We start from the raw sequence: 21,052 nt of genomic DNA, 5'->3' as shown, positions 1-21,052 counted from the left end.
GAAATCACCGCAGTTTTGGGTTCAGCGCATCGCGCAGCCAGTCGCCCAGCAGGTTCACGGACAGAGCGAGGGCCAGAAGGGTGCAGGCAGGGAAGAACAGAATCCACCACTCTCCTGAGAACAGGAACCCCTGCCCGATACGGATCAGCGTGCCCAGCGAAGGCTGGGTTGGAGGCGCACCTACACCAAGGAAGCTCAGCGTCGCCTCGGCGATGATGGCCAATGCCAGCGAGATGGTCGCGATGACCAGAACCGGGCTGAGGACATTAGGCAGGATGTGACGGAACATGATCGGGATCGAACCGCGACCGATCAGCCGCGCCGCCTGCACGTATTCCTTGTTCTTCTCGACCAGAGCAGCCCCGCGGACGACGCGCGCAAACTGCACCCAGTCTGACAAGGCGATGGCGATGATCAAAACGTAGATTGCCATCTCATCGCGATATTCCGGCGGGGTCACGCCTTTGGCGATGCCAAAGATCAGCATAGCGACCAGAATGGCTGGAAAGGTCAGCTGAACGTCGGCGATCCGCATGATCAACGTCTCGACCCAGCCGCCAAAATAGGCCGCGACCAGCCCCAGAACGACTCCGATGATCAGAGCCAGCAATACGGCGGCAGCCCCCACGAACAAGGAAATGCGCAGCCCGTAGAGTATGGTCGAGAACACATCCCGGCCCTGATCATCCGTGCCCAGCAGGAAGGTCTCCTGCGTAAACGCATTCGGTGTGCCCGGCGGTGTGAAGCCGTTCATCAGGTTCAAAGTCGCCGGATCGAATGGATTGTAAGGCGCGATCAAGGGCGCGAAAATGGCACAAAACACAAGGATCAGCACAACGGCCGAGGCGATGACAGCCACGGGCGAATGCCGGAATGACCAAGCGAAATCGCTGTCCCACGCTTTTGCAAAGCGCGACTTGGAGGCGGGTTGCGGGGTTTCGATCGTTTCGGTCATGTGGCCCTCGCGTCGACACGCAGGCGCGGGTCAATGGCATAGTAGAGAAGATCGACGATCAGGTTGATCGTCACGAACATTACCGAGATCAGCATCAAATAGGCGGCCATGACGGGAATATCGACGAACTGGATCGCGTTGATGAACAGCAGTCCGACGCCGGGCCATTGGAACACGGTCTCAGTGATGATGGCAAAAGCGATGATCGAGCCCAATTGCAGACCTGTGATCGTAATCACCGGCACCAGCGTGTTTTTCAGCGCGTGGCGGAAGTTGATCACCCTGTCCGAAAGCCCTCGGGCGCGGGCGAAACGGACGTAGTCGGCGCGCAGGACCTCAAGCATCTCTGACCGCACCAGACGCATGATCAAGGTCATCTGATACAGGCCCAGCGTAATCGCGGGCAGGATCAGTGCCTTCAGGCCCGAGGTGGTCAGAAACCCAGTTGACCAGCCTCCGATCATGACTGTCTCACCCCTGCCGAAACTGGGTAAGAGGTCAAGTTCGACCGAGAAGATGTAGATCAGCAATATCCCGATCAGGAAGGTAGGCAGAGAGACCCCGATCAGACTGACTGTCATGATGATATTCGCCGCCACCCCTTGTCGTCGGATCGCGGTGAAGACGCCCAGCGCAATGCCCATGGTGATGGCGAGAAAGCCTGAAACGAAGGCAAGCTCCAACGTCGCGGGCGCACGTTCAGCGATGATGGTCGAGACCGGACGGCCCTGACGGTAGGACACTCCGAAATTGCCCTGAACCGCGCCTTGCAGGAACTTGGCGTATTGCACGATGAATGGCTGATCGAGACCCAGTTCCGTCCTCAGTCGGTCGATATCGGCCTGTGTGCGTTCCTGACCCAGCATGTTGTCGATCGGATCGCCGACAAAACGAAACATCGAGAACGCGACCAGACCCACGACCAGCAAAACGATCACGGATTGGAACATCCTTCGAACAATATATGCGAACATTCAGAATCCCCGGTTGATCGGCCTGTCTAAGCCGCGTCTGACCAAATGGTCAAGATACCGCTAACGAAACAGGGGCCAGAACGACCCGGCCCCTTGAACAGCGTTGTCAGTTTACGGTCACCCACCGCAGGATGAAGAAGTTATCCGGGCGTTGGGTCAGCTCGATATTGCTGCGCGTCCCCCAGACCAGAGGTTGCACATACATCGGGACATAGACCTGCTCATCCTGAATGATGCTGGTGACCTCGTCCAGCATGGCCTGACGGGCGCCTTCGTCCAGCTCGGACTGAATCTGCGGCAGCAGTTCATCGACACGCGCGTTCGAGAAGCCTCCGAAATTCCAGCTGCCCAGCTTTTTCTCTTCGTTGGGTGTCGCGACCAGAAAGCGCACGGGGTGTTCGGCGTCGAACGTGCCCGGGCTCCAGCCCAGCAGGTACATGTCGTAATTGTCTTCGCGCAGCTCTGGCCAGTAGTTGCGCACCGGCATCGCGTCCAGTTCGGCTGTTAGGCCGATCTGCGCGAGCATGCTGACAATCGCCTGACAGACGGCCTCGTCATTCAGATAGCGGTCATTGGGGCATTTGAGGCCGAACGAGAATCCATCCGCGTATCCAGCTTCGGCCAACAAGGCCTTTGCGGCCTCGACATCGTATGCGGGGCGCTCTGCATTGGCCGCCGAGTAACCGCTCATGGCAGGGCTTACGAGCTGTGAGGCCGCCTCGGCATTGCCGCGCATGATCGTGGCGAGGATGGCATCGACATTCACCGCATGCGCCACGGCCTGGCGCACACGCGCATCCCGGAACGGGTTGGGTTTGCCAGCATCGTCGGTGTATTTCAGAGCCTCGGCCTGATGATCAAAGCCCAGCATGATCACGCGGGCCTCAATCCCCTGAATGACCTCGACCTCGTCATTGCCCTGAAGGCGCGCCACGTCCTGAATCGGAACGGGCTCAATCATATCTACATCGCCGGACAGCAAGGCCGCGACAGCGGTAGCAGAGTTCTGGATCGGGTTGAATTCGGCGCGGGCAATGTTGTGCTCTGCCTCACCCCACCAATCTTCAAAAGGCTCCAGAACAGTGCGCAGACCGGGCTCACGCGCGGTGATCTGAAACGCGCCGGTGCCGTTGGCGTTCAGCGTCGCGTAATTCCCGGTTTCCTTGTCGGGCAGAGCCGCCTCATTCGCCTCAGCCCAGCCCTGATCCATGATCATCCAGTTTGCGATGGACGACGGGAACAACGGGTTGGGTGCAGTGGTCATGAAATCGACGGTGTAGTCATCGACCACCTTGACCTCGCTGATCGGTGCAAACCAGCTGCGGGTATCCGAAACTTCGTCCGAGGCGCGTTGATAGCTGAACAGAACGTCCTGCGCGTCGAATGTGCTGCCATCGTGAAACGTCACGCCCTCGCGCAGGGCGAACCGCCAGCCTTCGCCGTCTCCAATCGGTTCCCAACTGGTGGCCAAAGCAGGCTCAACGCTCATGTCCTTGCCGCGGCGGACCAGCCCTTCGTAGACATTGTTGAGGAAGCCAAGAACAGCAGCCGAATTGACGGCATGCGGGTCCATGGTCTGTGGATCGGTGGTCGAGGCCCATTTGAACTCGGCTGCCTGAGCAGCGCTTGCGGCCAAAAAGGCCAAACCGATGGCTGTTGCCTTGAAGGTCATGGCGATACCTCTCTGTTTTGGGTGAACAGTCGTGAAACACCAAATGACAGGGCGCTGGTCTGCGCCCTGCCCTGTCTTGGATCCTGAACCTTAGTTCATGGTGAAGTATTTGATCTTCGGCGAATCTTCCGGCTCAACAATTGTGCCGACATTCGACCTCATACCCCAGTTCAGCACCTGATGGTGAATCGGGATATACAGCTGATCGTCCTGCACCACCTGCCAGATTTCGGCGATCTGGGCGTCGCGCTTCGGAAGGTCCGTTTCAGAGGCCAGCCCCTGGATCTTGGCGTCCAACTCTGGGTTGTTGTAGCGGGTCGCATTCCACGAGCCGTATTTCTCACCCTTGGTGTGCACCAGGAAGTTGAAGATATACTCGGAATCGTAGGTCGGAACGCCCCAGCCCAGCATGTAGAAGTCGGTCTCGAGGTTCGAGAGCAGCGGGAAATGCTGCGCCTTGGGTTTGGCATCCAGATTCACGGTGACACCAATCTGCGCCAGCATGCCAACGGCAGCCTGACAGATCGCTTCGTCGTTGACATAGCGGTCGTTGGGGCAGTTCAGCGTGATCGAGAACCCATCCGGATATCCGGCCTCGGCCATCAGCGCCTTGGCCCCTTCGATATCGGTCGTGGAGGAACTGTCCATGCCCTCATCCCAACCGTTCACGAAAGGCGGTGCGATCATGCCAGCAGGGGCCGATTGGCCGCGCATAACGACCTGCTTGATGGCATCCCGGTTGATGGCCTTGGACATGGCCTGACGCACTCGTACGTCGGCCAGCGGGTTCTTCCCGTCCACATTGTCCGAGCCCAGATCCGCATCACCCATGTTCATGCCGAAGAAGATCACCCGGTTCTGAGGCGCAGTCCGTACGTCCAGGCCATCGGTATCCGCAACGCGGGCCAGATCCTGAACGGGGACGTCCTGAATGAAATCGACCTCCCCCGACAGCAAAGCAGCAACCCGGGTCGCGGCGTTCTGGATCGGGGTATAGATGATCTCGGTCACTTCCAGGGGGAACTCATCCTTGCCCCAGTAGTTCTCGTTCGCGGTCAGGACGGTTTTCACGTCCGGTTCACGGCTGACCAGCTTGTACGGGCCAGTACCGTTTGCGTTCTTGGCGGCAAATGTATCCTCGCCTCCTTCATAGTCCTGCACCTTCACGGCGTTGTTCGCCTCGGCCCAGGCCTTGTCCATCATAAACATGTTGGTCAGGTTGTTAGGCATGATCGGGTTCGGACCGTCGGTTTCGATCTCAACCGTGTATTTGTCCGGCGCGCGCACCTCTTTGACCGAGGCGAGCAACTCTTTGTAGTCGGAATCCGGCGTCATCGCGCGGTTGAGCGAGAAGACAACGTCTTCGCTGTCGAACTCAGCGCCGTCATGGAAGGTCACGCCTTCACGCAGTTTGAACACCCATACGTTCGGGTTTTCCTCAGACGGGGCCCACTCGGTCGCCAGCGACGGCACAAGCGCCCCGGAATGGTCGCGCATCACCAGCGTTTCCATGATCTGATGCGCCATGGCCGAGGTCGGACCCTCGTTCTGGGCATGCGGGTCCATCGTCAGCGAGTCGCCCGCGCGTGCCCAGCGCAGCGTTTCCGCAGAGGCAGTACCAGCCAAAAGGGCCATGGCACTGGCTGCGACCAGCAAGTGTTTCACTTTCATTGTAATCTCCCCAATTCTTTTTTAACCCGCTCGGATGGCGGGTGATCAACGAAGCGCGATCAACGTGCCCTTGATAATCCAAATCATTCTGAAACTTGCAATGCCTAATTGGGGTGCTGGACCTTAGGGGAACCTGCCAGATTTTAGCCGTTTGGCCGGATTTCGCTGGTCCTTTGACGATCGAGTTGCATACCCTAACTCTTTCTTCGAGACTCGGTTCGCGGTAAAAAAACGTAGCCGCATCAGGCTGGACATCGTGTCGGGGACATTGATTTGAAACAGACAAACCGCAAACCGCCCAACCCGAGGCGAGAGCTTCAGAGCGTGCGCAACCAGAGCGTATCGTTTCTGGGTGTCGCGTTTCTATTCAGCATCTTCGTCAACCTGCTGATGCTGACCGGGCCGCTGTTTATGCTGCAGGTCTATGACCGGGTTCTCAGTTCGCGCTCGGTCGAGACGCTTACGGCGCTGTTTCTGCTGGTCGGGCTGCTCTACGGCCTAATGGCCATGCTGGACTACGCACGCGGCCGGATTGTGGCGCGGTTCGGGGCCAAGTTCCAATCCTCGCTGGACGAGAGGGTTTTTGACGGAACCATTCGGCGGGCACTGTATCCACAGATCCGCTCGGCACCAGCAACGGCCTTGCGCGATCTGGAGGCCGTTCGGTCGCTTTGCGCGTCGCCTGTTTTCCTCGCCGTTATGGATATCCCGTGGACGCCTGTTTTCCTGGCCGCGATCTTCCTGTTTCACCCGTTGCTCGGCTGGCTGGCGGTTGCTGGTGGTAGCTTGCTGATCGTCATCGCCTTGCTCAACCAGATCCTGACCAAACAGAAAGTGGCCGAGGCGCAGGTTGCCTCAGGCCGGGCCAATGCCTTTGCGGAACAAGCGCGGCAAGCCGCCGAAGTTGTACGGTCGCAAGGCATGCAGGGCGACGTTGCGCAGCGCTGGTTGACACAGCGCAGCAGCGCCTTGTCACAGAGCATCTCGGCCAGCGACTGGACCGGCAGTTTCACGTCTTTGACCAAATCGCTGCGCCTGTTCCTGCAATCCGCGATGTTGGCGCTTGGCGCTTGGCTGGTGTTGCGCAACGAGATGACAGCAGGGGCCATGATCGCAGGTTCGATCTTGCTGGGCCGCGCTTTGGCACCTGTGGAAATGGCGGTGGGCCAATGGGGGCTGATCGAAAACGCGCGAACCGCATGGTCTCGTCTTGGCACCTTCCTCGATGAAACCCCTCCCGAGCAGGCCAAAACCAAGCTGCCGGTGCCCGAGGCGCGTCTCGTCGCAAAAGGGCTGACGGTCATTCCGCCCGGCGTTCAAAAGCCAACCCTGCGCAATGCCTCGCTGCTATTGGAACCCGGCAAGGCGCTGGGTGTGATCGGCAAAAGTGGCTCGGGCAAGACAACTCTGGCCAAGGCGCTTTTGGGTCTGCTGACCCCCGCAGCGGGTGAGATTCGCTTGGGTGGCGCGACACTGGACCAATATGCCGCAGATGATCTGGGCCACTACATCGGTTACCTGCCGCAGCAGGTCACACTGTTCAACGGAACGGTAACTGAGAACATCGCCCGGATGTCGCAACAACCCGATGACGCCGCTGTTGTCGCCGCCGCCAAAAAGGCCAACGCACATGAGCTGATTATGTCTTTGGAGAAGGGTTACGACACCTTTCTAGAAGGCAATGACAGCCAGTTGTCCGGCGGTCAGAAACAACGGATCGCGCTTGCCCGGGCGCTATATGGTGATCCTGTTCTGCTGATCCTGGACGAACCGAACTCGGCCCTGGATGCCGACGGCACTGAAGCGCTGAACCGCGCGGTGCGCAGCCTCAAGAAAAGTGGCAAGGCCGCGATTATCATGACGCACCGCCCGCAAGCGATTTCGGAATGTGATGACCTGATTGTGGTCGAGAAAGGCCAGATCGTCAAAGCAGGCAGCCGGGACGAGGTTCTGGGTTCGATGGTCCAGAATGCCGGTGCGATCAAACGACACCTCAATAAAGTGGGTGAGAAATGAGCAACCCTCCTGCGCGCCGCAGTTGGCGCATAACCTTCCCCGCAACTGTGGGCTTTTTTGCGCTGCTCATCCTTGTTGTGGGCATCGGCATCTGGAGCGTTCGAACCCAACTGGCCGGTGCGATCATCTCACAAGGCGTGATCGAGGTGCAAAGCAACCGTCAGGTGGTAGAGCATCCCGATGGCGGGGTCGTCGGTGAGATTTTTGTGCGCGATGGGGATCTGGTGGAAAGCGGTGAACTTCTGCTGCGTCTGGATGATACGTTTCTGGCTTCGGAAAAGACTGTGGTCGAGACGCAATTGTTCGAACTGCTCAGCCGTCAGGCCCGGCTGGAAGCGGAACGCGATGGCGCCACCTCCGAGGAGTTGGCAGCAAAACTGCGCGAGGTTCAAGATCGGGAATCTATCAGTCCCAACCTCATCGCTGGTCAGCAGCGCTTGTTTGACGCCCGCGCAGAAACTCTGGCGCAGAAAACCGAACAGTTAAATCGGCAAAAGACCCAAATCGAAAGCGAGATTGACGGTACGCAAGCACAACTGACCGCAGCGCGCGCACAGGTTGAGCTAATCAGTGAAGAATTGAAGGATCAGGAAAACCTGCTGGAGCGCGGCCTGACACAAGCCAGCCGTGTTTCTGCCCTGCAACGGGAAGAGGCCAACCTGACCGGTGCCATCGGGCGGCTCGAGGCGACCATCGCCCGGCTCAAAGGGCAGATCGCCTCGACCGAAATCCAGATATTGGAGCTGAACGCGGCCCGCCGGGAAGAAGCGATCACAACGCTGCGTGACGCACAGACGCGCATCGCCGAGCTTGCTGAACGACGCCTCTCGCTGACCGAGCGCCTTTCGCGTCTGGATATTCGCGCGCCCGTTTCTGGAACCGTTTATGACAGTCAGGTTTTCGCCCTGCAGTCGGTCATCCAACCGGCTGAACAGATGATGTATGTGGTGCCTCAGGATACGCCGCTTCTAGTGGCAGCCAAGGTCGATGCGATCCATGTGGACCAGCTGTTTCGTGGGCAAGAGGTCGCCCTGCGCTTTCCCAGTTTCAACCAGCGGGAAACCCCGGAACTGGATGGCCATGTTATCAATGTCTCAGCGGACACATTCACCGACGAGGGCACAGGCTTTACCTTCTATCGGGCTGAACTGGTCCCTGATGACGGTCAGCTGGATCGCCTGAATGGGCAAACTCTTCTGCCGGGCATGCCGGTCGAGGCAATGATCAAAACGGATGAGCGTACCCCGCTGTCCTACCTGACCAAGCCGCTGACCGACTACTTCACGCGGGCGTTCCGGGAGTAACACATCGCGCCTGGGGCAACCTGTCCCAGGGTCGTGACTTGCAATCCCATCTGATTTAGTATACCGCCGCATACAAAGAAGATCCGGGCGTCAGATCCATGTCTGAGACCGGGACCTCAAGCACCTTCTAACGCCAATACGTCGGGATAGCCATGAGCCTGTATACAGATTACCTTGCCGAGATCGAAACACGCAAAGAGCAGGGGTTGAACCCCAAACCCGTCGACGACGGTGCCCTGACAAAAGAGATCATCGACCAGATCCGCGACTCTCAAAACGAACACCGCGCGGACTCGCTGCATTTCTTCATCTACAATACCCTGCCTGGCACAACCAGCGCCGCGGGTGAGAAGGCAGCGTTTCTGAAAGAGATCATTCTGGGTCAGGCCGATGTCGAAGAAATCTCGCAGGATTTCGCATTCGAGCTGCTGTCGCACATGAAAGGCGGCCCTTCGGTTAAGGTTCTGCTGGATCTGGCATTGGGCGACGATGCGACAATTACGGGCAAGGCGGCTGAGGAACTGAAGACTCAGGTGTTCCTCTATGACGCGGATACAGACCGGCTGAAAGCTGCGCTCGATGCAGGCAATGCGGTCGCGAAAGATATCCTTGAAAGCTACGCCAAAGCCGAGTTCTTCACCAAACTGCCCGACATCGACGAAGAGATCGAAGTCGTCACTTATGTCGCCGCCGAGGGTGACATCTCGACCGACCTGCTGTCGCCTGGCAATCAGGCACACTCGCGCGCGGACCGTGAATTGCACGGTAAATGCCTGATATCCGAGACCGCACAACAAGAGATCGAAGCGCTGAAGCTGAAGCATCCTGGCAAGCGCGTCATGCTGATCGCTGAAAAAGGCACCATGGGTGTGGGCTCGTCCCGTATGTCGGGTGTGAACAACGTGGCGCTATGGACCGGCAAACAAGCCAGCCCCTATGTGCCCTTCGTCAACTACGCCCCCATCGTTGCAGGCACCAACGGCATTTCGCCGATCTTCCTGACCACCGTCGGCGTGACCGGCGGCATCGGGTTGGACCTGAAGAACTGGGTCAAAAAGGTAGATGAGGATGGCAACGCAATCCTCAACAATGACGGCAACCCGATCCTGGAAGAGAAGTACTCGGTCGCCACTGGTACGGTTCTGAAGATCAACACCAAAGACCACAAACTGCTGAGCGAAGATGGCGAAGAGCTGGTCGACGTGAACTCGTCCTTCACGCCGCAAAAGGTTGAATTCATGAAGGCAGGCGGTTCCTACGCCATCGTCTTTGGTAAGAAACTGCAGACATTCGCAGCCGAGGCACTGGGCGTCGAAGCGCCGCTGGTCTTTGCTCCGTCGAAAGAAATCAGCCACGAGGGCCAGGGCCTGACAGCGGTTGAAAAGATCTTCAACAAGAACGCCGTTGGAACCACACCCGGCAAAACTCTGCATGCCGGATCGGACGTGCGCGTCAAGGTCAACATCGTCGGCTCACAGGACACAACCGGCCTGATGACCATGCAAGAGCTTGAGTCGATGGCGGCAACCGTTGTCTCACCCATCGTCGATGGGGCGTATCAGTCCGGCTGTCACACGGCCTCTGTGTGGGATGCGAAGGCGCAAGCCAACACCCCCCGCCTGATGAAGTTCATGAATGACTTCGGCCTCGTCACCGGGCGTGACCCGAAGGGCGTCTACCATTCGATGACCGACGTGATCCACAAGGTGTTGAACGACATCACCGTGGATGACTGGTCGGTCATCATCGGCGGCGACAGCCACACTCGTATGTCCAAAGGCGTGGCCTTCGGGGCCGACTCGGGCACTGTTGCTTTGGCGCTGGCCACAGGTGAGGCCTCGATGCCGATCCCTGAATCGGTCAAGGTGACCTTCAAAGGCAAAATGGCCGAGCATATGGATTTCCGCGACGTAGTGCATGCCACTCAGGCGCAAATGCTGGAACAGCATGGCGACAACGTGTTCCAAGGCCGCGTGATCGAGGTTCACATCGGCACGCTGCTGGCCGACCAAGCCTTTACCTTCACCGACTGGACTGCCGAGATGAAGGCCAAGGCTTCGGTCTGTATTTCGAATGACGAGACCTTGATCGGTTCGCTGGAACTGGCCAAGTCGCGCATCCAGATCATGATCGACAAAGGCATGGAGCATGAGAACGGCATGCTGCAAAAGCTGATCAACATCGCCGATGCGCGCATTGCCGAGATCAAGTCGGGCGAAAAGCCAGCGCTGCGCCCCGATGACAACGCAAAATATTTCGCCGAGGTTGTCGTCGATCTGGACCAGATCGTTGAACCGATGATCGCCGACCCGGATGTCAACAACGCCGACGTCTCGAAACGCTATACCCACGACACGATCCGCCCGATCTCGTACTACAATGCCGAAAAGCATGTGGATCTGGGCTTTGTCGGGTCCTGTATGGTGCATAAGGGCGACATCAAGATCGTGGCCCAGATGCTGAAGAACCTTGAAAAGGAAACCGGTAAGGTCGAGTTTCAGGCCCCGCTGGTCGTGGCAGCCCCGACTTACAACATCATCGACGAGTTGAAGGAAGAAGGCGACTGGGAAGTGCTTGAGAAATACTCAGGCTTCGAATTCGATGACCTGTTCCCGAAAGAAAAGGCGCGGACTGAGTACGAGAACATCCTGTATCTCGAACGTCCCGGCTGTAACCTGTGCATGGGCAACCAGGAAAAGGCCGCCAAGGGCGACACGGTTCTGGCCACCTCGACCCGCCTGTTCCAGGGCCGCGTCGTGGCAGATGCGCCAGACAAGAAGGGTGAATCGCTGCTGGCCTCGACCCCGGTTGTTGTCCTGTCGGCCATTCTGGGCCGGACGCCCACGATCGAGGAATACAAAGCCTCGGTTGAAGGGATCGACCTGACCAAGTTCGCCCCGCCGGTTGCGAAAAACCCGGCCACTCAATCGGCGCATTTCTAACGACGCATTTGACACGTTTTTCCTGCGCGCGGCCGTTTATCGGTCGCGCGCAGTGGTTTTTTTGGGGGCGAAGCTAGCGCAGTTCGGCCTCGGTATTGCCACCGTCGACTGTGATGACGTGTCCCGTGGTACGCTCCATCAAGGCCAGATTGACAAAAGCCTCGGCGACATGATGCGCCTCAACCTCGCGGCCCAGAAGGTTGCCGCCCATATAGACCTCTTCGCTGACCCCACGCGCGGCGGCGCGTTCCTTGATGAACGCATCCGTCAGCAGACCCGAACGTATCTTGTCGGCATTGACCCCGTTGACCCGAATACCAGACCCCGCCAGTTCCAGCGCCAGTTGCCGCATCAGGAACATCGTGGCGGCTTTGGGGGTTCCATAGGCCCCAAGGTTGCGACCAGGATTGACCGCCTGTTTTGAGATATTGAACAGAATCTGTCCACCCCGCCCCTGATCCTGCATCAGCTTGGCAGCGGCGGTGGCAAAGGCCTTATGCGCGAAAAAGTTCAACTCGAAAGCCGCGCGGAAGGCTTCATCCGCCAGCTCGACCAGAGCGCCCCCTGTGGCCGTACCCGCATTGGACACCAGAATATCTAGCCCCCCGAAGGCGGTGACCGCAGCGGTCATCGCGGTTTCGGCAGCGTCAGCTTGCGTGATGTCGAGCGCGCAGGCCGCATGCCAGCGACCCAACTGGGATAGGGCGGCATCCAGAGCCGCTTGATCCCGGTCCACCAGAACGACATTCGCCCCTTTGGCGGCGAAGGCTTTGGCGGTAGCCAGACCAATCGCGCCTGCCCCTCCGGTCACCATGACGACCCGGCCCTGAAACGGCGGAGGGGTGCCTTTGCCCAACTTTGCTTGCTCCAACGACCAATATTCGCAATCGAACATGTCCTTTTCACCGATGGGATAGAACCCGCCCCCATCTTCTGCGACAGCGCGCACGCGGATGTTCTGTTCAGCAAGATCAGCCGAGGCTGAGGCCGCCTTAGCGTTCACCCCAATCCCCAGCACGCCGATCCCTTCGATCCACGCATGTTTGGGATCAGGGGTCAGCATGGTCTTGGGTTCCGCGGCCTGAGGGGCCTGACGGTCGAAATAGGCGCGGTAATCCACAGCGAAGGCTTCGACCTTGGCCTTGATGCTCTCTCGGTCGGTTAGGTCCGCCTGTTTCAGCACCAGCGGCCAGCCCTTGGTACGCAGCACGTGATCCGGTGAGGCCATGCCGCGAGTCGCCAGCGCGTCCACATCGCCGCGCGCCATAAACGCATGTGTCGCGGGGCCATTTCTCAGATCAAAGACAGGCATCGGACTGTCCTGATCCGCAGTGACCTCAGCGATCACGCCACGCAAGACGGGCAACATGTCCAGCCCGTTGGCAGGCAGACGTTCACCAATTGGCGTCAGGTCTGTCAGGCCGAGATAGTCCGCGACCTCATTGGTATGCTGAACGATCTTGTCATAGCTTTCCTGCGCGGTGGCGCCAAAGGCGAAATGACCATGTTTAAGGAGCAGCAGCCCTTCAACATCAGGGTTGGCGTCGTACACATCCGCCGCTGCTTTCGCGAGGCTAAAACCGGGCATGATGTAAGGCACGATCCCCAGCCGGTCGCCGAAAATCTCGCGACAGACCTCCTCGGCATTGGGCAAGTCGGCGAGGATCAGAAACGGCGTCGCGTGGGTGTGATCGACGTATTTGTGTGGCAGGAAGGCATGCAGCAGCGTTTCCACTGACGGGTTGGGCGAGGCCGAATTCAGCAGGCTTGAGCGCTGATAGTTCACCATGTCTTCATCCGACAGCTTATCGAGCGCGCGCAGCTTCAACAGCGGCTCTTGCCAGACACCGGGCAGTCCGGGCGCTTCGATCGTGTCCAGATCCCAGCCCGAGCCCTTGACGTGCAGAACCGGCCGCATCTCGCCGAACAGATCGGGGCGCTCTAGCTTGACCGAGGTATTGCCACCGCCATGCATCAGCAGATCCGGGTTCTGACCGATGAGGCGCGAAGTGTAGACCCGCTCTGACAATTCCTGATCAGCCGGATCGGCGCCGGCAGCCGCACGCCAGTCTGCGGCGGCCTGCGCCTTATACATGTTTTCGATCATGTCTTTGGTATCCTTGTCGTTCTGCGCTCAGGCGGCTTGGCCAACCTTTTCAGGGAACATGGCCGCCAGACCTTCGGCACTGGCGTCACAAACGCCCCGCTCGGTGATCAAACCGGTGACCAGACGGTTCGGCGTAACATCAAAGGCCGGGTTGCCCACAGCCGAGCCATCGGGGACGACACAGACCTCTCCAATGCCGTCCTCTGTCATGCCAAACACGTGCGAGATTTCGCGGTCCGAACGGTCCTCGATCGGGATCTCGGCGACACCGTCCCGCAGCGTCCAATCGATGGTGGGTGAGGGCAAGGCCACATAAAACGGCACATTGTTGTCATGCGCGGCCAGAGCTTTCAGATAGGTGCCAATCTTGTTGCAAACATCACCGGTCGAGGTTGTTCGATCCGTCCCGGTGATCACCAGATCGACCAGACCATGCTGCATCAGGTGACCGCCTGCATTGTCGACGATGTATTGATGGCTGATGCCATGTTCTCCCAGCTCCCAAGAGGTCAAGGCCCCTTGGTTCCGGGGGCGCGTTTCATCAACCCAGACATGGATCGGCAAGCCAGCGTTATGCGCCTGATACATCGGGCTGGTCGCAGTGCCCCAATCTACGGTGGCCAGCCACCCGGCATTGCAATGGGTCAACAATCGCACCGGCTCACCCGCTGGTTTGCGGGCAGCGATGTCGCGGATCAAAGCGAGCCCGTGTTCTCCGATCCGGCGATTGATCTCAATATCCTCTTCGCAGATCTCGTCCGCCAGCGCCCAGGCTGCGGCGGCACGTTGATCGGGCGGCAGAGGCAGCAGGGCCTCCCGGCAGCGCTGCAACGCCCAGTTCAGGTTCACCGCCGTTGGGCGGGTCGCGTTCAGCACCGAGGCTGAATGTTCAAAACTCTGATCAGACGGGTCCCGAGACATCGCCTCCGCCATACCATAAGCAGCGGTCGCCCCGATCAGAGGTGCACCACGCACCCACATCTCGCGGATCGCGGCCTCAAACTCGGCCAGAGAGGACAGGATGGCGATCCGGAAATCATGCGGCAGCCAGCGCTGGTCGATGATCCTGACCTCGCCGCTTTCAGCGTCGCGCCAGATCGAGTGGTAGTGAACACCGCCTATCTTCATCTTCTGCCCTCCGGTCGGGTTTCATGGGGTTTGCCACACGTTCCAGTATTTTCACGCAGGCCTCAAGCTCCGATGGGTTGTTTCCGCACGGCTATTACAAGCGGATTACAGATCGGCCAGTCCCATAGCGGCATAGGCTGGCGGCATCAGGGCTCGCCGCCACCGGCCCAAAGGAAAGCGCCGGGCGGTCTCGGACATGACCTGTGGCAATCCGCTGGTCTGGCCCAGCGCCAACCGCGCCAGGGCCCGGCCGCTATAGGTGCCCATGGCGACTCCGTTGCCATGATAGGCAAAGCCCGCGAACATCCCTGCCTGACCCGGAACCGGCCCGACAAAAGGCACCAGATCGCGCGACATGCATACCATGCCCGACCAGATATGAGTGACGTCCACCTCGGACCACGCCGGGAACATACGCTTGAAGTCGCGCTGCACCTGCATGCGGATCGCCGCCTCGGCTTTGGGTGAGGACTGCAGCCCGCCCCGCATGCCAAACAGGAACCGACCATCCGGCATCAGGCGGAAATAGTGCAAAAGATTACGCGTATCGTAGGACATCTGATCCGAGGTCCAACCCTGCGCCGCCTTCTCGTCCGGTGTCAGAGGACGAGTGACCAGCACCGTGGATTGGGCAGGCATGTAGCGCGCCGACATCCAGGACGGGATATCTTCGCTGGAGTACCCATTGGTGCAGACCAACACCTTGTCGGCTCGGATTTGGCCTTTTGGTGTTTGTATAGCAAAGCCTGACGCAGTCTTCTCAATGCTCAGAACGGGGCTGTTCTGAAAAAACAATGCGCCTTTGGCCTGCGCGGCTTGAGTTAGGCCAAAAAGGTATTTCCGAGGATTCAGGCCGAACCCAACTGGAGTTGTGTATCCACCGTGAAATGGCCCGTTCAGACCTAGACCAGATAAATCAACGGCTTCATGCAGTATGCCCTTCTCATCGGCATTGCGCCTCAGCGCCTCCATCGCTCGGCGGGAATGGGCCAGTTGCGTCTCACCTTTTGAATGCCGATCCACATCGATCCCGTAGCGGTTCAGAAGGCTTTCAACGAGTTGCACCGCGTCGCTTTCAGCCTCGAAATAGGCTTGCGCCGAAGCCTCACTATAGCGACGACACATGGCCTTGTAGCTGAGTTTTGATCCCCCCAGACAACAGAACCCACCATTGCGTCCCGAAGCCCCCCAACCGGGTGTTTCGGCTTCACACACTGCGACGGACACGGCGGCATCCGCCAGATGCAGTGCAGCCGAAGCTCCGGTGAAGCCGCCGCCGATGATGGCAACATCCACCTGCAAATCACCCTGCTGTTCAGGCCAGTCGGGGGCGGCGATCGTTTCGTCCCACCAGCACCCCTGCCTTGGCCCATCACCATATGTGTAGTCTGGAAATATCCGTTTCATTCGGCGCGCACGGCGGCCATCTCATCCTGCTTTTGCCGCATCATGGCGCGTTTGGTCACCAATGAGGCGGTGATGACGCCGATCGTCACAACCGCGATCATGAGGGTCGACAGCGCGTTAATCTCAGGGCTGACACCAAGCCGCACGGCCGAGAAAATCTTGATCGGCAAGGTCGTGGCAGACGGACCCGAAGTAAAGGACGCGATCACCAGATCATCCAGCGACAGAGTAAAGGCCAGCAGCCAGCCCGAGATCACCGCCGGCGCGATGATCGGCAGGGTCACCAGACGAAACGCTTGCGCGGGTGAGCAGCCAAGGTCCAAGGCGGCCTCTTCCAGCGATTGGTCAAAGGTCACAAGGCGCGAGGAGACAACCACCGACACAAAGCACATCGAGAATGTCGTATGGGCCAGAACGATGGTCAGGATCCCCCGGTCCAATCCGATGCCGATGAAGAGCAGCAACAGCGACAGACCTGTGATCACCTCGGGCATGACCAGCGGCGCATAGATCATTCCCGAGAACAGGGTGCGGCCAAAGAAGCGCCCTCCGCGTACCAGGACATAGGCCGCGGCGGTGCCCAGAATGGTTGCCAATGTCGATGAGAACACCGCCACCCGGATCGTCACCCATGCCGCGTCCAGAAACGCTTCGTTCTGAGCCAGCTCTCCGTACCATTTGGTTGAGAATCCGGCCCAGACAGTCACCAGTTTGCTTTCGTTGAAGCTGAAGATGATCAGGATAATCATCGGGATGTACAGGAACGCAAACCCCAGTGTCAGGGAAACCGTATTGAACCAGCTTAACCTGTTCATTTCTCAGCCTCCGCCTGTTTCTGCTGATTGCGCTGGAACAGCACAATCGGCACCACGAGGATCAGCAGCAGAACCACCGCCACCGCGCTTGCGACCGGCCAGTCACGGTTTGAGAAGAACTCCTCCCACAGGACCTTGCCGATCATCAGGGTGCCCGAGCCGCCCAGAAGCGAGGGGATCACGAACTCACCGATCACCGGGATCATCACCAGGAAACAGCCCGCAATTATACCGGGGCGCGACAAGGGTATTGTCACCAGCCAGAATGCCTGCAGGCGCGAGCACCCCAGATCCTCGGCGGCTTCGATCAGCGACTCGTCCATGCGCTCCAACGAGGAATAGATCGGCAGGATCATGAACGGCAGATAGGTATAGACGATCCCGATATAGACCGCGGTATTGGTGTTCAGAATCGTCAGTGGAGTCGAGATGATACCCGTCCACAGCAGCAGCTGATTCAGATACCCTTCGTTCGACAGGATCCCCATCCACGCGTAAACGCGGATCAGGAATGAGGTCCAGAACGGCAGGATCACCAGCATCATCAGTGTCGGGCGCCATTCGGCCGGTGCGCGCGCCATGCCATAGGCAATCGGGTATCCCACCAGCAGCGTGAAAAAAGTTGAGATCACAGCGATCTTCAGGCTGGAGAGGTAGGCCTTCCAATACAGGTCATCCTCGGTCAACCAGACGAAATTCTCAAAATCCAGCTGGCTGAAGAAATCCTTGATCCCGGCCCAACCCTGCGACAGGTCCAAGGTCGGCGTGTACGGCGGGATCGCCAGTTCCGTGTCCGAGAGCGAGATTTTTAGGACAATGAAAAACGGCACCAAAAACAGCGCCAACAGCCAGACATAAGGAACTGCGATCAGCAGCGCGCGGCGCATCAGCTTGCCAACAGGACCGCAGCCGTCGCTGTCCAGGACAGCCAGACCGGGTCTTCCCATGTGAATGACCGACGCGAGATGCGGCGAGTATTGGCCGTTTGCGCCTTGATGATCGTGCCGTTCGGCAGTTCGACATGATAGGTCGAGAGGTTGCCCAGATAAGCGATATCCAACACCTTGCCCTGCACGGCATTGATTGCCTCGGCAGGGCGGTCGGTTGAGATCGTCACCTTCTCGGGTCGGATCGCCAGATGGCAGGCCTGACCCTCCGAGAAGCCGTTCGCCGAGGTTGCCGTCAGCGGAGCCTGCCCTTCGGCCCAGTCGATCCGATAGGTTTCCTCACCATTCGCGGTGGCGTGGCCTTCGATGATGTTTACGTCGCCGATAAAGTCAGCGACATAGACCGAGTTCGGGTTTTCATAGATGCGATCGGGCGTGGCGACCTGCATCAAGCGACCTTGATCCATTACCGCCACGCGGCTGGCGACGGTCATGGCTTCCTCCTGATCGTGGGTAACGATCACAAAAGTCGTGCCGGTCTTCTCCTGAATATCCATCAGTTCGAACTGCGTGTCCTGTCGCAGTTTCTTGTCCAACGCACCCAGAGGTTCGTCCAAGAGCAACAGCTTAGGCGCCTTCGCCAGCGACCTCGCCAGCGCGACCCGTTGCCGTTGACCGCCCGAGATCTGATGTGGCTTACGGCGCGCGAATTGCTCGAGCCGGGTCAGGCGTAGCATCTCTTCCACCCGATCCTCAAGGTCATGCTTGGGCATGTTGTCCCGGCGCAGACCAAAGGCGATGTTTTCCCAGATGCTGAGATGCGGAAACAGCGCGTAGGACTGGAACATCATGTTCACCGCCCGCTTGTTGGGCGGGATCGGGTCAATGTCCTGACCGCCCAGAATGATGTGCCCTTCTGTCGGCGTTTCGAATCCTGCCAGCATCCGCATCATCGTGGTCTTGCCGCAACCCGACGGACCGAGCAGGGCAAAGAATTCTTTCTCGAAAATGTCCAGAGACAGATTGTCTATGGCCGTGAAATCTCCAAACCGTTTGGTGACATTCTGGAATTGGATCAAGGGTTTCGCCTGCGGGTCATCCCACGGCGCAAAGACGTCAGAGTTCAAAACGGCCCCCGTTCGACAATCTGGAAGTGGGCGCAAGGCGATACCCGCCGCCTTGCGCGAAATCGGATCAGGTTCCCGATTTGATCTTGGTCCACATACGGGTCACAACCCGCTGTGTTTTTGCCGGGTAAGGCGTCGTGATGTAGAGGTTCTGCATCGTCGCATCATCCGGATAGATCGCCGGATCACCGATCACGTCTTCCTCAAGGAACTCTTGCGAGGCCTTGTTGCCGTTTGCGTAGTACACATAGTTCGACGCCGCCGCCATGTTGTTGGCATCAAGGATGAAGTTCAGGAACTTATGCGCGCCTTCCGGGTTCGGAGCGTCCGCCGGAATAGCCATCTGGTCGAACCACATAAGCGAGCCTTCGGCGAAGGGGTGGTATTCGATCTCAACGCCGTTGTCGGCCTCGGCCGCACGGTCACGGGCCTGCAGAATGTCACCCGACCAACCAACTGCCACGCAGATATCGCCATTGGCCAGCGCGTTGATGTATTCCGAGCTGTGGAATTTCTGGATATAAGGGCGCACGCCGGTCAGTACTTCCTCGACCTTCTTGATGACGTCCGGGTCATGGCTGTCCGGGTCCTCACCCAGATATTGCAATGTCATCGGGATCATTTCGGCGGGAGCATCCAAGAAATGCACTCCGCACTCGGCCAGTTTCTCCATATTTTCGGGTTTCAGCACCAAGTCCATGCTGTTCAGCGCAACGTCATCCCCCAGCGCTTCTTTGACTTTGCCGACATTCACACCAATGCCAGTGGTGCCCCACATGTAGTTGATCGAATAAGCATTGTTCGGGTCGTATCCGGCAGTACGCTCTTGGATGACATCCCACAGGTTGCCAGCATTGGACAGCTGAGCTGTATCCAGTTCCCGGAACGCTCCGGCCTGAATCTGGCGCTGAAGGAACGTACCCGAGGGCACCACGACATCATAGCCCGACCCACCGGCCAGCATCTTGGTCTCCAGCAACTCGTTGCTGTCGAACACGTCGTAGATCAGGGTCAGCCCTGTCTCTTCCTCGAACTTCGTTAGAAGCTCCTCGTCGATATAGTCCGACCAGTTATAGACTCGCACCTCTTCGGCGAAGGCCGCCGAAGTCCCCAATGCGAGAACCGCTGTCAGTGTCAGCGTCTTGAACATCATTTTTGTTCTCCCTGCGATTATGGTGGGTATTGTCCCGTTTTTTTGGATTTGATCAAGTTTTGCGTTTTTCGACTTTCTGAACTATGGTTCCAAAAGGTCAACAGCCCGGCAAGTCGGCACCCATCGAGACAAGGCAAACCAATTGGATTTGATCAAAAATAAGGCATCTAAGCCCAATATTGACGCCGGGAAACGGCCCGCGCACGAACAGGTCTACCACACCCTGAAATCCATGATCATGTTCGGCGAGCTGGTACCAGGTCAGCCCGTCACTATTCAGGGCCTGACTGATTCGCTCGGCGTCGGCATGACCCCCGTGCGTGAGGCGATTCGTCGTCTGATCTCGGACGGCGCATTGGTGTTTCAGGGCAATCGCAGGGTCAGTGTGCCCCTGTTGTCCAGCGGTGATGTTGAGCAAGTGATCTTCGCCAGAATTGCCATAGAATCAGAGCTTTCAAGGCGATCCACCGCCAAAATGTCCACCAGCGACATTGATCAACTGGAATCAATCGACCAGCAATTGGACCAGATGATCGCGGATGGTGACGTTCATGGCTACCTGCATCTCAACCACAGATTCCACGAAACGCTATATGCACATGCCAATGCGCCCGTTCTGAGCGATCTGGCCGAGCGTCTGTGGCTCCGATTCGGGCCATCCTTGCGTGTGGTCTGCGGCCGCTTCGGCACTCAAAGCCTGCCTGATCGCCATAAGGACATCATCGCAGGGCTGCGCGCCGGGGATGCGGAAAACGTGGCGAAAGCGACCGCTCAGGATATCGAGCAAGGCATGGAACTGATGATCGACGCTGCCCCGGACATCTAGCAAACACCGATTCGATTGACAGGAAATAATTTGATCATATTGTGACTCGCAACCACCGTTGCAGGAGT

Annotated in this window: 15 protein-coding genes; 4 read left to right on the top strand and 11 right to left on the bottom strand. The window is 58.5% G+C overall.

The genetic code is table 11. The features are described 5' to 3' along the window. Positions 1-4: 4 nt before the first annotated feature. The 4 genes from ACR0NO_RS09120 to ACR0NO_RS09105 form a co-directional block, all read right to left on the bottom strand. Positions 5-955: an ABC transporter permease gene (locus tag ACR0NO_RS09120; protein ID WP_209253049.1), complete on the bottom strand. Its 951-nt coding sequence runs from the start codon at positions 953-955 to the stop codon at positions 5-7. Then, positions 952-1,929, bottom strand: a complete 978-nt coding sequence (locus ACR0NO_RS09115) for an ABC transporter permease (protein ID WP_170483132.1) — start codon at positions 1,927-1,929, stop codon at positions 952-954. Before ACR0NO_RS09115 ends, ACR0NO_RS09120 begins: the two co-directional genes overlap by 4 nt. 106 nt (positions 1,930-2,035) lie before the next feature. Further along, positions 2,036-3,601, bottom strand: coding sequence for an ABC transporter substrate-binding protein (locus tag ACR0NO_RS09110; RefSeq protein ID WP_480723723.1), 1,566 nt, complete (start codon positions 3,599-3,601; stop codon positions 2,036-2,038). A gap of 90 nt (positions 3,602-3,691) precedes the next feature. After that, complete coding sequence (locus ACR0NO_RS09105; RefSeq protein ID WP_480723722.1) at positions 3,692-5,272, bottom strand: ABC transporter substrate-binding protein; 1,581 nt, start codon at positions 5,270-5,272, stop codon at positions 3,692-3,694. A 273-nt stretch (positions 5,273-5,545) separates the two neighbouring features. On the opposite strand from ACR0NO_RS09105, the gene ACR0NO_RS09100 reads away from it, so the two are divergent. The 3 genes from ACR0NO_RS09100 to ACR0NO_RS09090 all read left to right on the top strand — a co-directional run bounded on the left by ACR0NO_RS09100 (position 5,546) and on the right by ACR0NO_RS09090 (position 11,534). After that, positions 5,546-7,288 (top strand): type I secretion system permease/ATPase, encoded by a 1,743-nt coding sequence (locus ACR0NO_RS09100; RefSeq protein WP_480723721.1) that lies wholly within the window; start codon positions 5,546-5,548, stop codon positions 7,286-7,288. After that, positions 7,285-8,592, top strand: a complete 1,308-nt coding sequence (locus ACR0NO_RS09095) for an HlyD family type I secretion periplasmic adaptor subunit (protein ID WP_170678075.1) — start codon at positions 7,285-7,287, stop codon at positions 8,590-8,592. Before ACR0NO_RS09100 ends, ACR0NO_RS09095 begins: the two co-directional genes overlap by 4 nt. Before the next feature lie 152 nt (positions 8,593-8,744). Then, the gene (locus ACR0NO_RS09090; RefSeq protein WP_480723720.1) at positions 8,745-11,534 is read left to right on the top strand and encodes a bifunctional aconitate hydratase 2/2-methylisocitrate dehydratase; all 2,790 of its coding nucleotides are present in this window, start codon (positions 8,745-8,747) and stop codon (positions 11,532-11,534) included. A gap of 73 nt (positions 11,535-11,607) precedes the next feature. Here ACR0NO_RS09090 and ACR0NO_RS09085 read toward each other — a convergent pair whose 3' ends face one another. From ACR0NO_RS09085 to ACR0NO_RS09055, 7 genes are all read right to left on the bottom strand, one after another. Next, complete coding sequence (locus ACR0NO_RS09085; protein ID WP_480723719.1) at positions 11,608-13,641, bottom strand: bifunctional aldolase/short-chain dehydrogenase; 2,034 nt, start codon at positions 13,639-13,641, stop codon at positions 11,608-11,610. A 27-nt stretch (positions 13,642-13,668) separates the two neighbouring features. Beyond that, a complete protein-coding gene (gene mtnA, locus ACR0NO_RS09080) occupies positions 13,669-14,769 on the bottom strand; it encodes an S-methyl-5-thioribose-1-phosphate isomerase (RefSeq protein ID WP_480723718.1) in 1,101 nt (366 codons plus the stop codon). A gap of 105 nt (positions 14,770-14,874) precedes the next feature. Then, on the bottom strand, positions 14,875-16,176 hold the full coding sequence (locus ACR0NO_RS09075; RefSeq protein WP_480723717.1) for an NAD(P)/FAD-dependent oxidoreductase: 1,302 nt from the start codon (positions 16,174-16,176) through the stop codon (positions 14,875-14,877). Then, the gene (locus tag ACR0NO_RS09070) at positions 16,173-16,991 is read right to left on the bottom strand and encodes an ABC transporter permease (protein WP_170375678.1); all 819 of its coding nucleotides are present in this window, start codon (positions 16,989-16,991) and stop codon (positions 16,173-16,175) included. The genes ACR0NO_RS09075 and ACR0NO_RS09070 overlap by 4 nt, the downstream gene beginning before the upstream one ends. Further along, complete coding sequence (locus tag ACR0NO_RS09065) at positions 16,988-17,878, bottom strand: ABC transporter permease subunit (RefSeq protein ID WP_170552611.1); 891 nt, start codon at positions 17,876-17,878, stop codon at positions 16,988-16,990. Before ACR0NO_RS09065 ends, ACR0NO_RS09070 begins: the two co-directional genes overlap by 4 nt. Then, positions 17,878-19,005 carry an ABC transporter ATP-binding protein gene (locus ACR0NO_RS09060; protein WP_170375680.1) on the bottom strand — a complete coding sequence of 376 codons (1,128 nt, stop codon included), beginning with the start codon at positions 19,003-19,005 and terminating at the stop codon, positions 17,878-17,880. The genes ACR0NO_RS09065 and ACR0NO_RS09060 overlap by 1 nt, the downstream gene beginning before the upstream one ends. Positions 19,006-19,072: 67 nt before the next feature. Beyond that, positions 19,073-20,158: a polyamine ABC transporter substrate-binding protein gene (locus tag ACR0NO_RS09055; RefSeq protein ID WP_170375682.1), complete on the bottom strand. Its 1,086-nt coding sequence runs from the start codon at positions 20,156-20,158 to the stop codon at positions 19,073-19,075. 142 nt (positions 20,159-20,300) lie between these two features. Between ACR0NO_RS09055 and ACR0NO_RS09050 the strand changes: the two genes are divergently transcribed. Beyond that, positions 20,301-20,984 carry a GntR family transcriptional regulator gene (locus ACR0NO_RS09050; protein WP_480723716.1) on the top strand — a complete coding sequence of 228 codons (684 nt, stop codon included), beginning with the start codon at positions 20,301-20,303 and terminating at the stop codon, positions 20,982-20,984. Positions 20,985-21,052: the final 68 nt, after the last annotated feature.

The sequence above is a fragment of the Ruegeria sp. CL3 genome, from assembly GCF_056536505.1.
This window is presented reverse-complemented; position numbering and strand designations above follow the sequence as displayed.

Excerpts from the sequence above, each read along its gene's own strand:
- mtnA (WP_480723718.1), bottom strand. The coding sequence starts at position 14,769 with ATGAAGATAGGCGGTGTTCACTACCACTCGATCTGGCGCGACGCTGAA.
- ACR0NO_RS09110 (WP_480723723.1), bottom strand. The coding sequence starts at position 3,601 with ATGACCTTCAAGGCAACAGCCATCGGTTTGGCCTTTTTGGCCGCAAGC.
- ACR0NO_RS09090 (WP_480723720.1), top strand. The coding sequence starts at position 8,745 with ATGAGCCTGTATACAGATTACCTTGCCGAGATCGAAACACGCAAAGAG.
- ACR0NO_RS09075 (WP_480723717.1), bottom strand. The coding sequence starts at position 16,176 with ATGAAACGGATATTTCCAGACTACACATATGGTGATGGGCCAAGGCAG.
- ACR0NO_RS09095 (WP_170678075.1), top strand. The coding sequence starts at position 7,285 with ATGAGCAACCCTCCTGCGCGCCGCAGTTGGCGCATAACCTTCCCCGCA.
- ACR0NO_RS09115 (WP_170483132.1), bottom strand. The coding sequence starts at position 1,929 with ATGTTCGCATATATTGTTCGAAGGATGTTCCAATCCGTGATCGTTTTG.
- ACR0NO_RS09105 (WP_480723722.1), bottom strand. The coding sequence starts at position 5,272 with ATGAAAGTGAAACACTTGCTGGTCGCAGCCAGTGCCATGGCCCTTTTG.
- ACR0NO_RS09085 (WP_480723719.1), bottom strand. The coding sequence starts at position 13,641 with ATGATCGAAAACATGTATAAGGCGCAGGCCGCCGCAGACTGGCGTGCG.
- ACR0NO_RS09055 (WP_170375682.1), bottom strand. The coding sequence starts at position 20,158 with ATGATGTTCAAGACGCTGACACTGACAGCGGTTCTCGCATTGGGGACT.
- ACR0NO_RS09065 (WP_170552611.1), bottom strand. The coding sequence starts at position 17,878 with ATGCGCCGCGCGCTGCTGATCGCAGTTCCTTATGTCTGGCTGTTGGCG.
- ACR0NO_RS09120 (WP_209253049.1), bottom strand. The coding sequence starts at position 955 with ATGACCGAAACGATCGAAACCCCGCAACCCGCCTCCAAGTCGCGCTTT.
- ACR0NO_RS09070 (WP_170375678.1), bottom strand. The coding sequence starts at position 16,991 with ATGAACAGGTTAAGCTGGTTCAATACGGTTTCCCTGACACTGGGGTTT.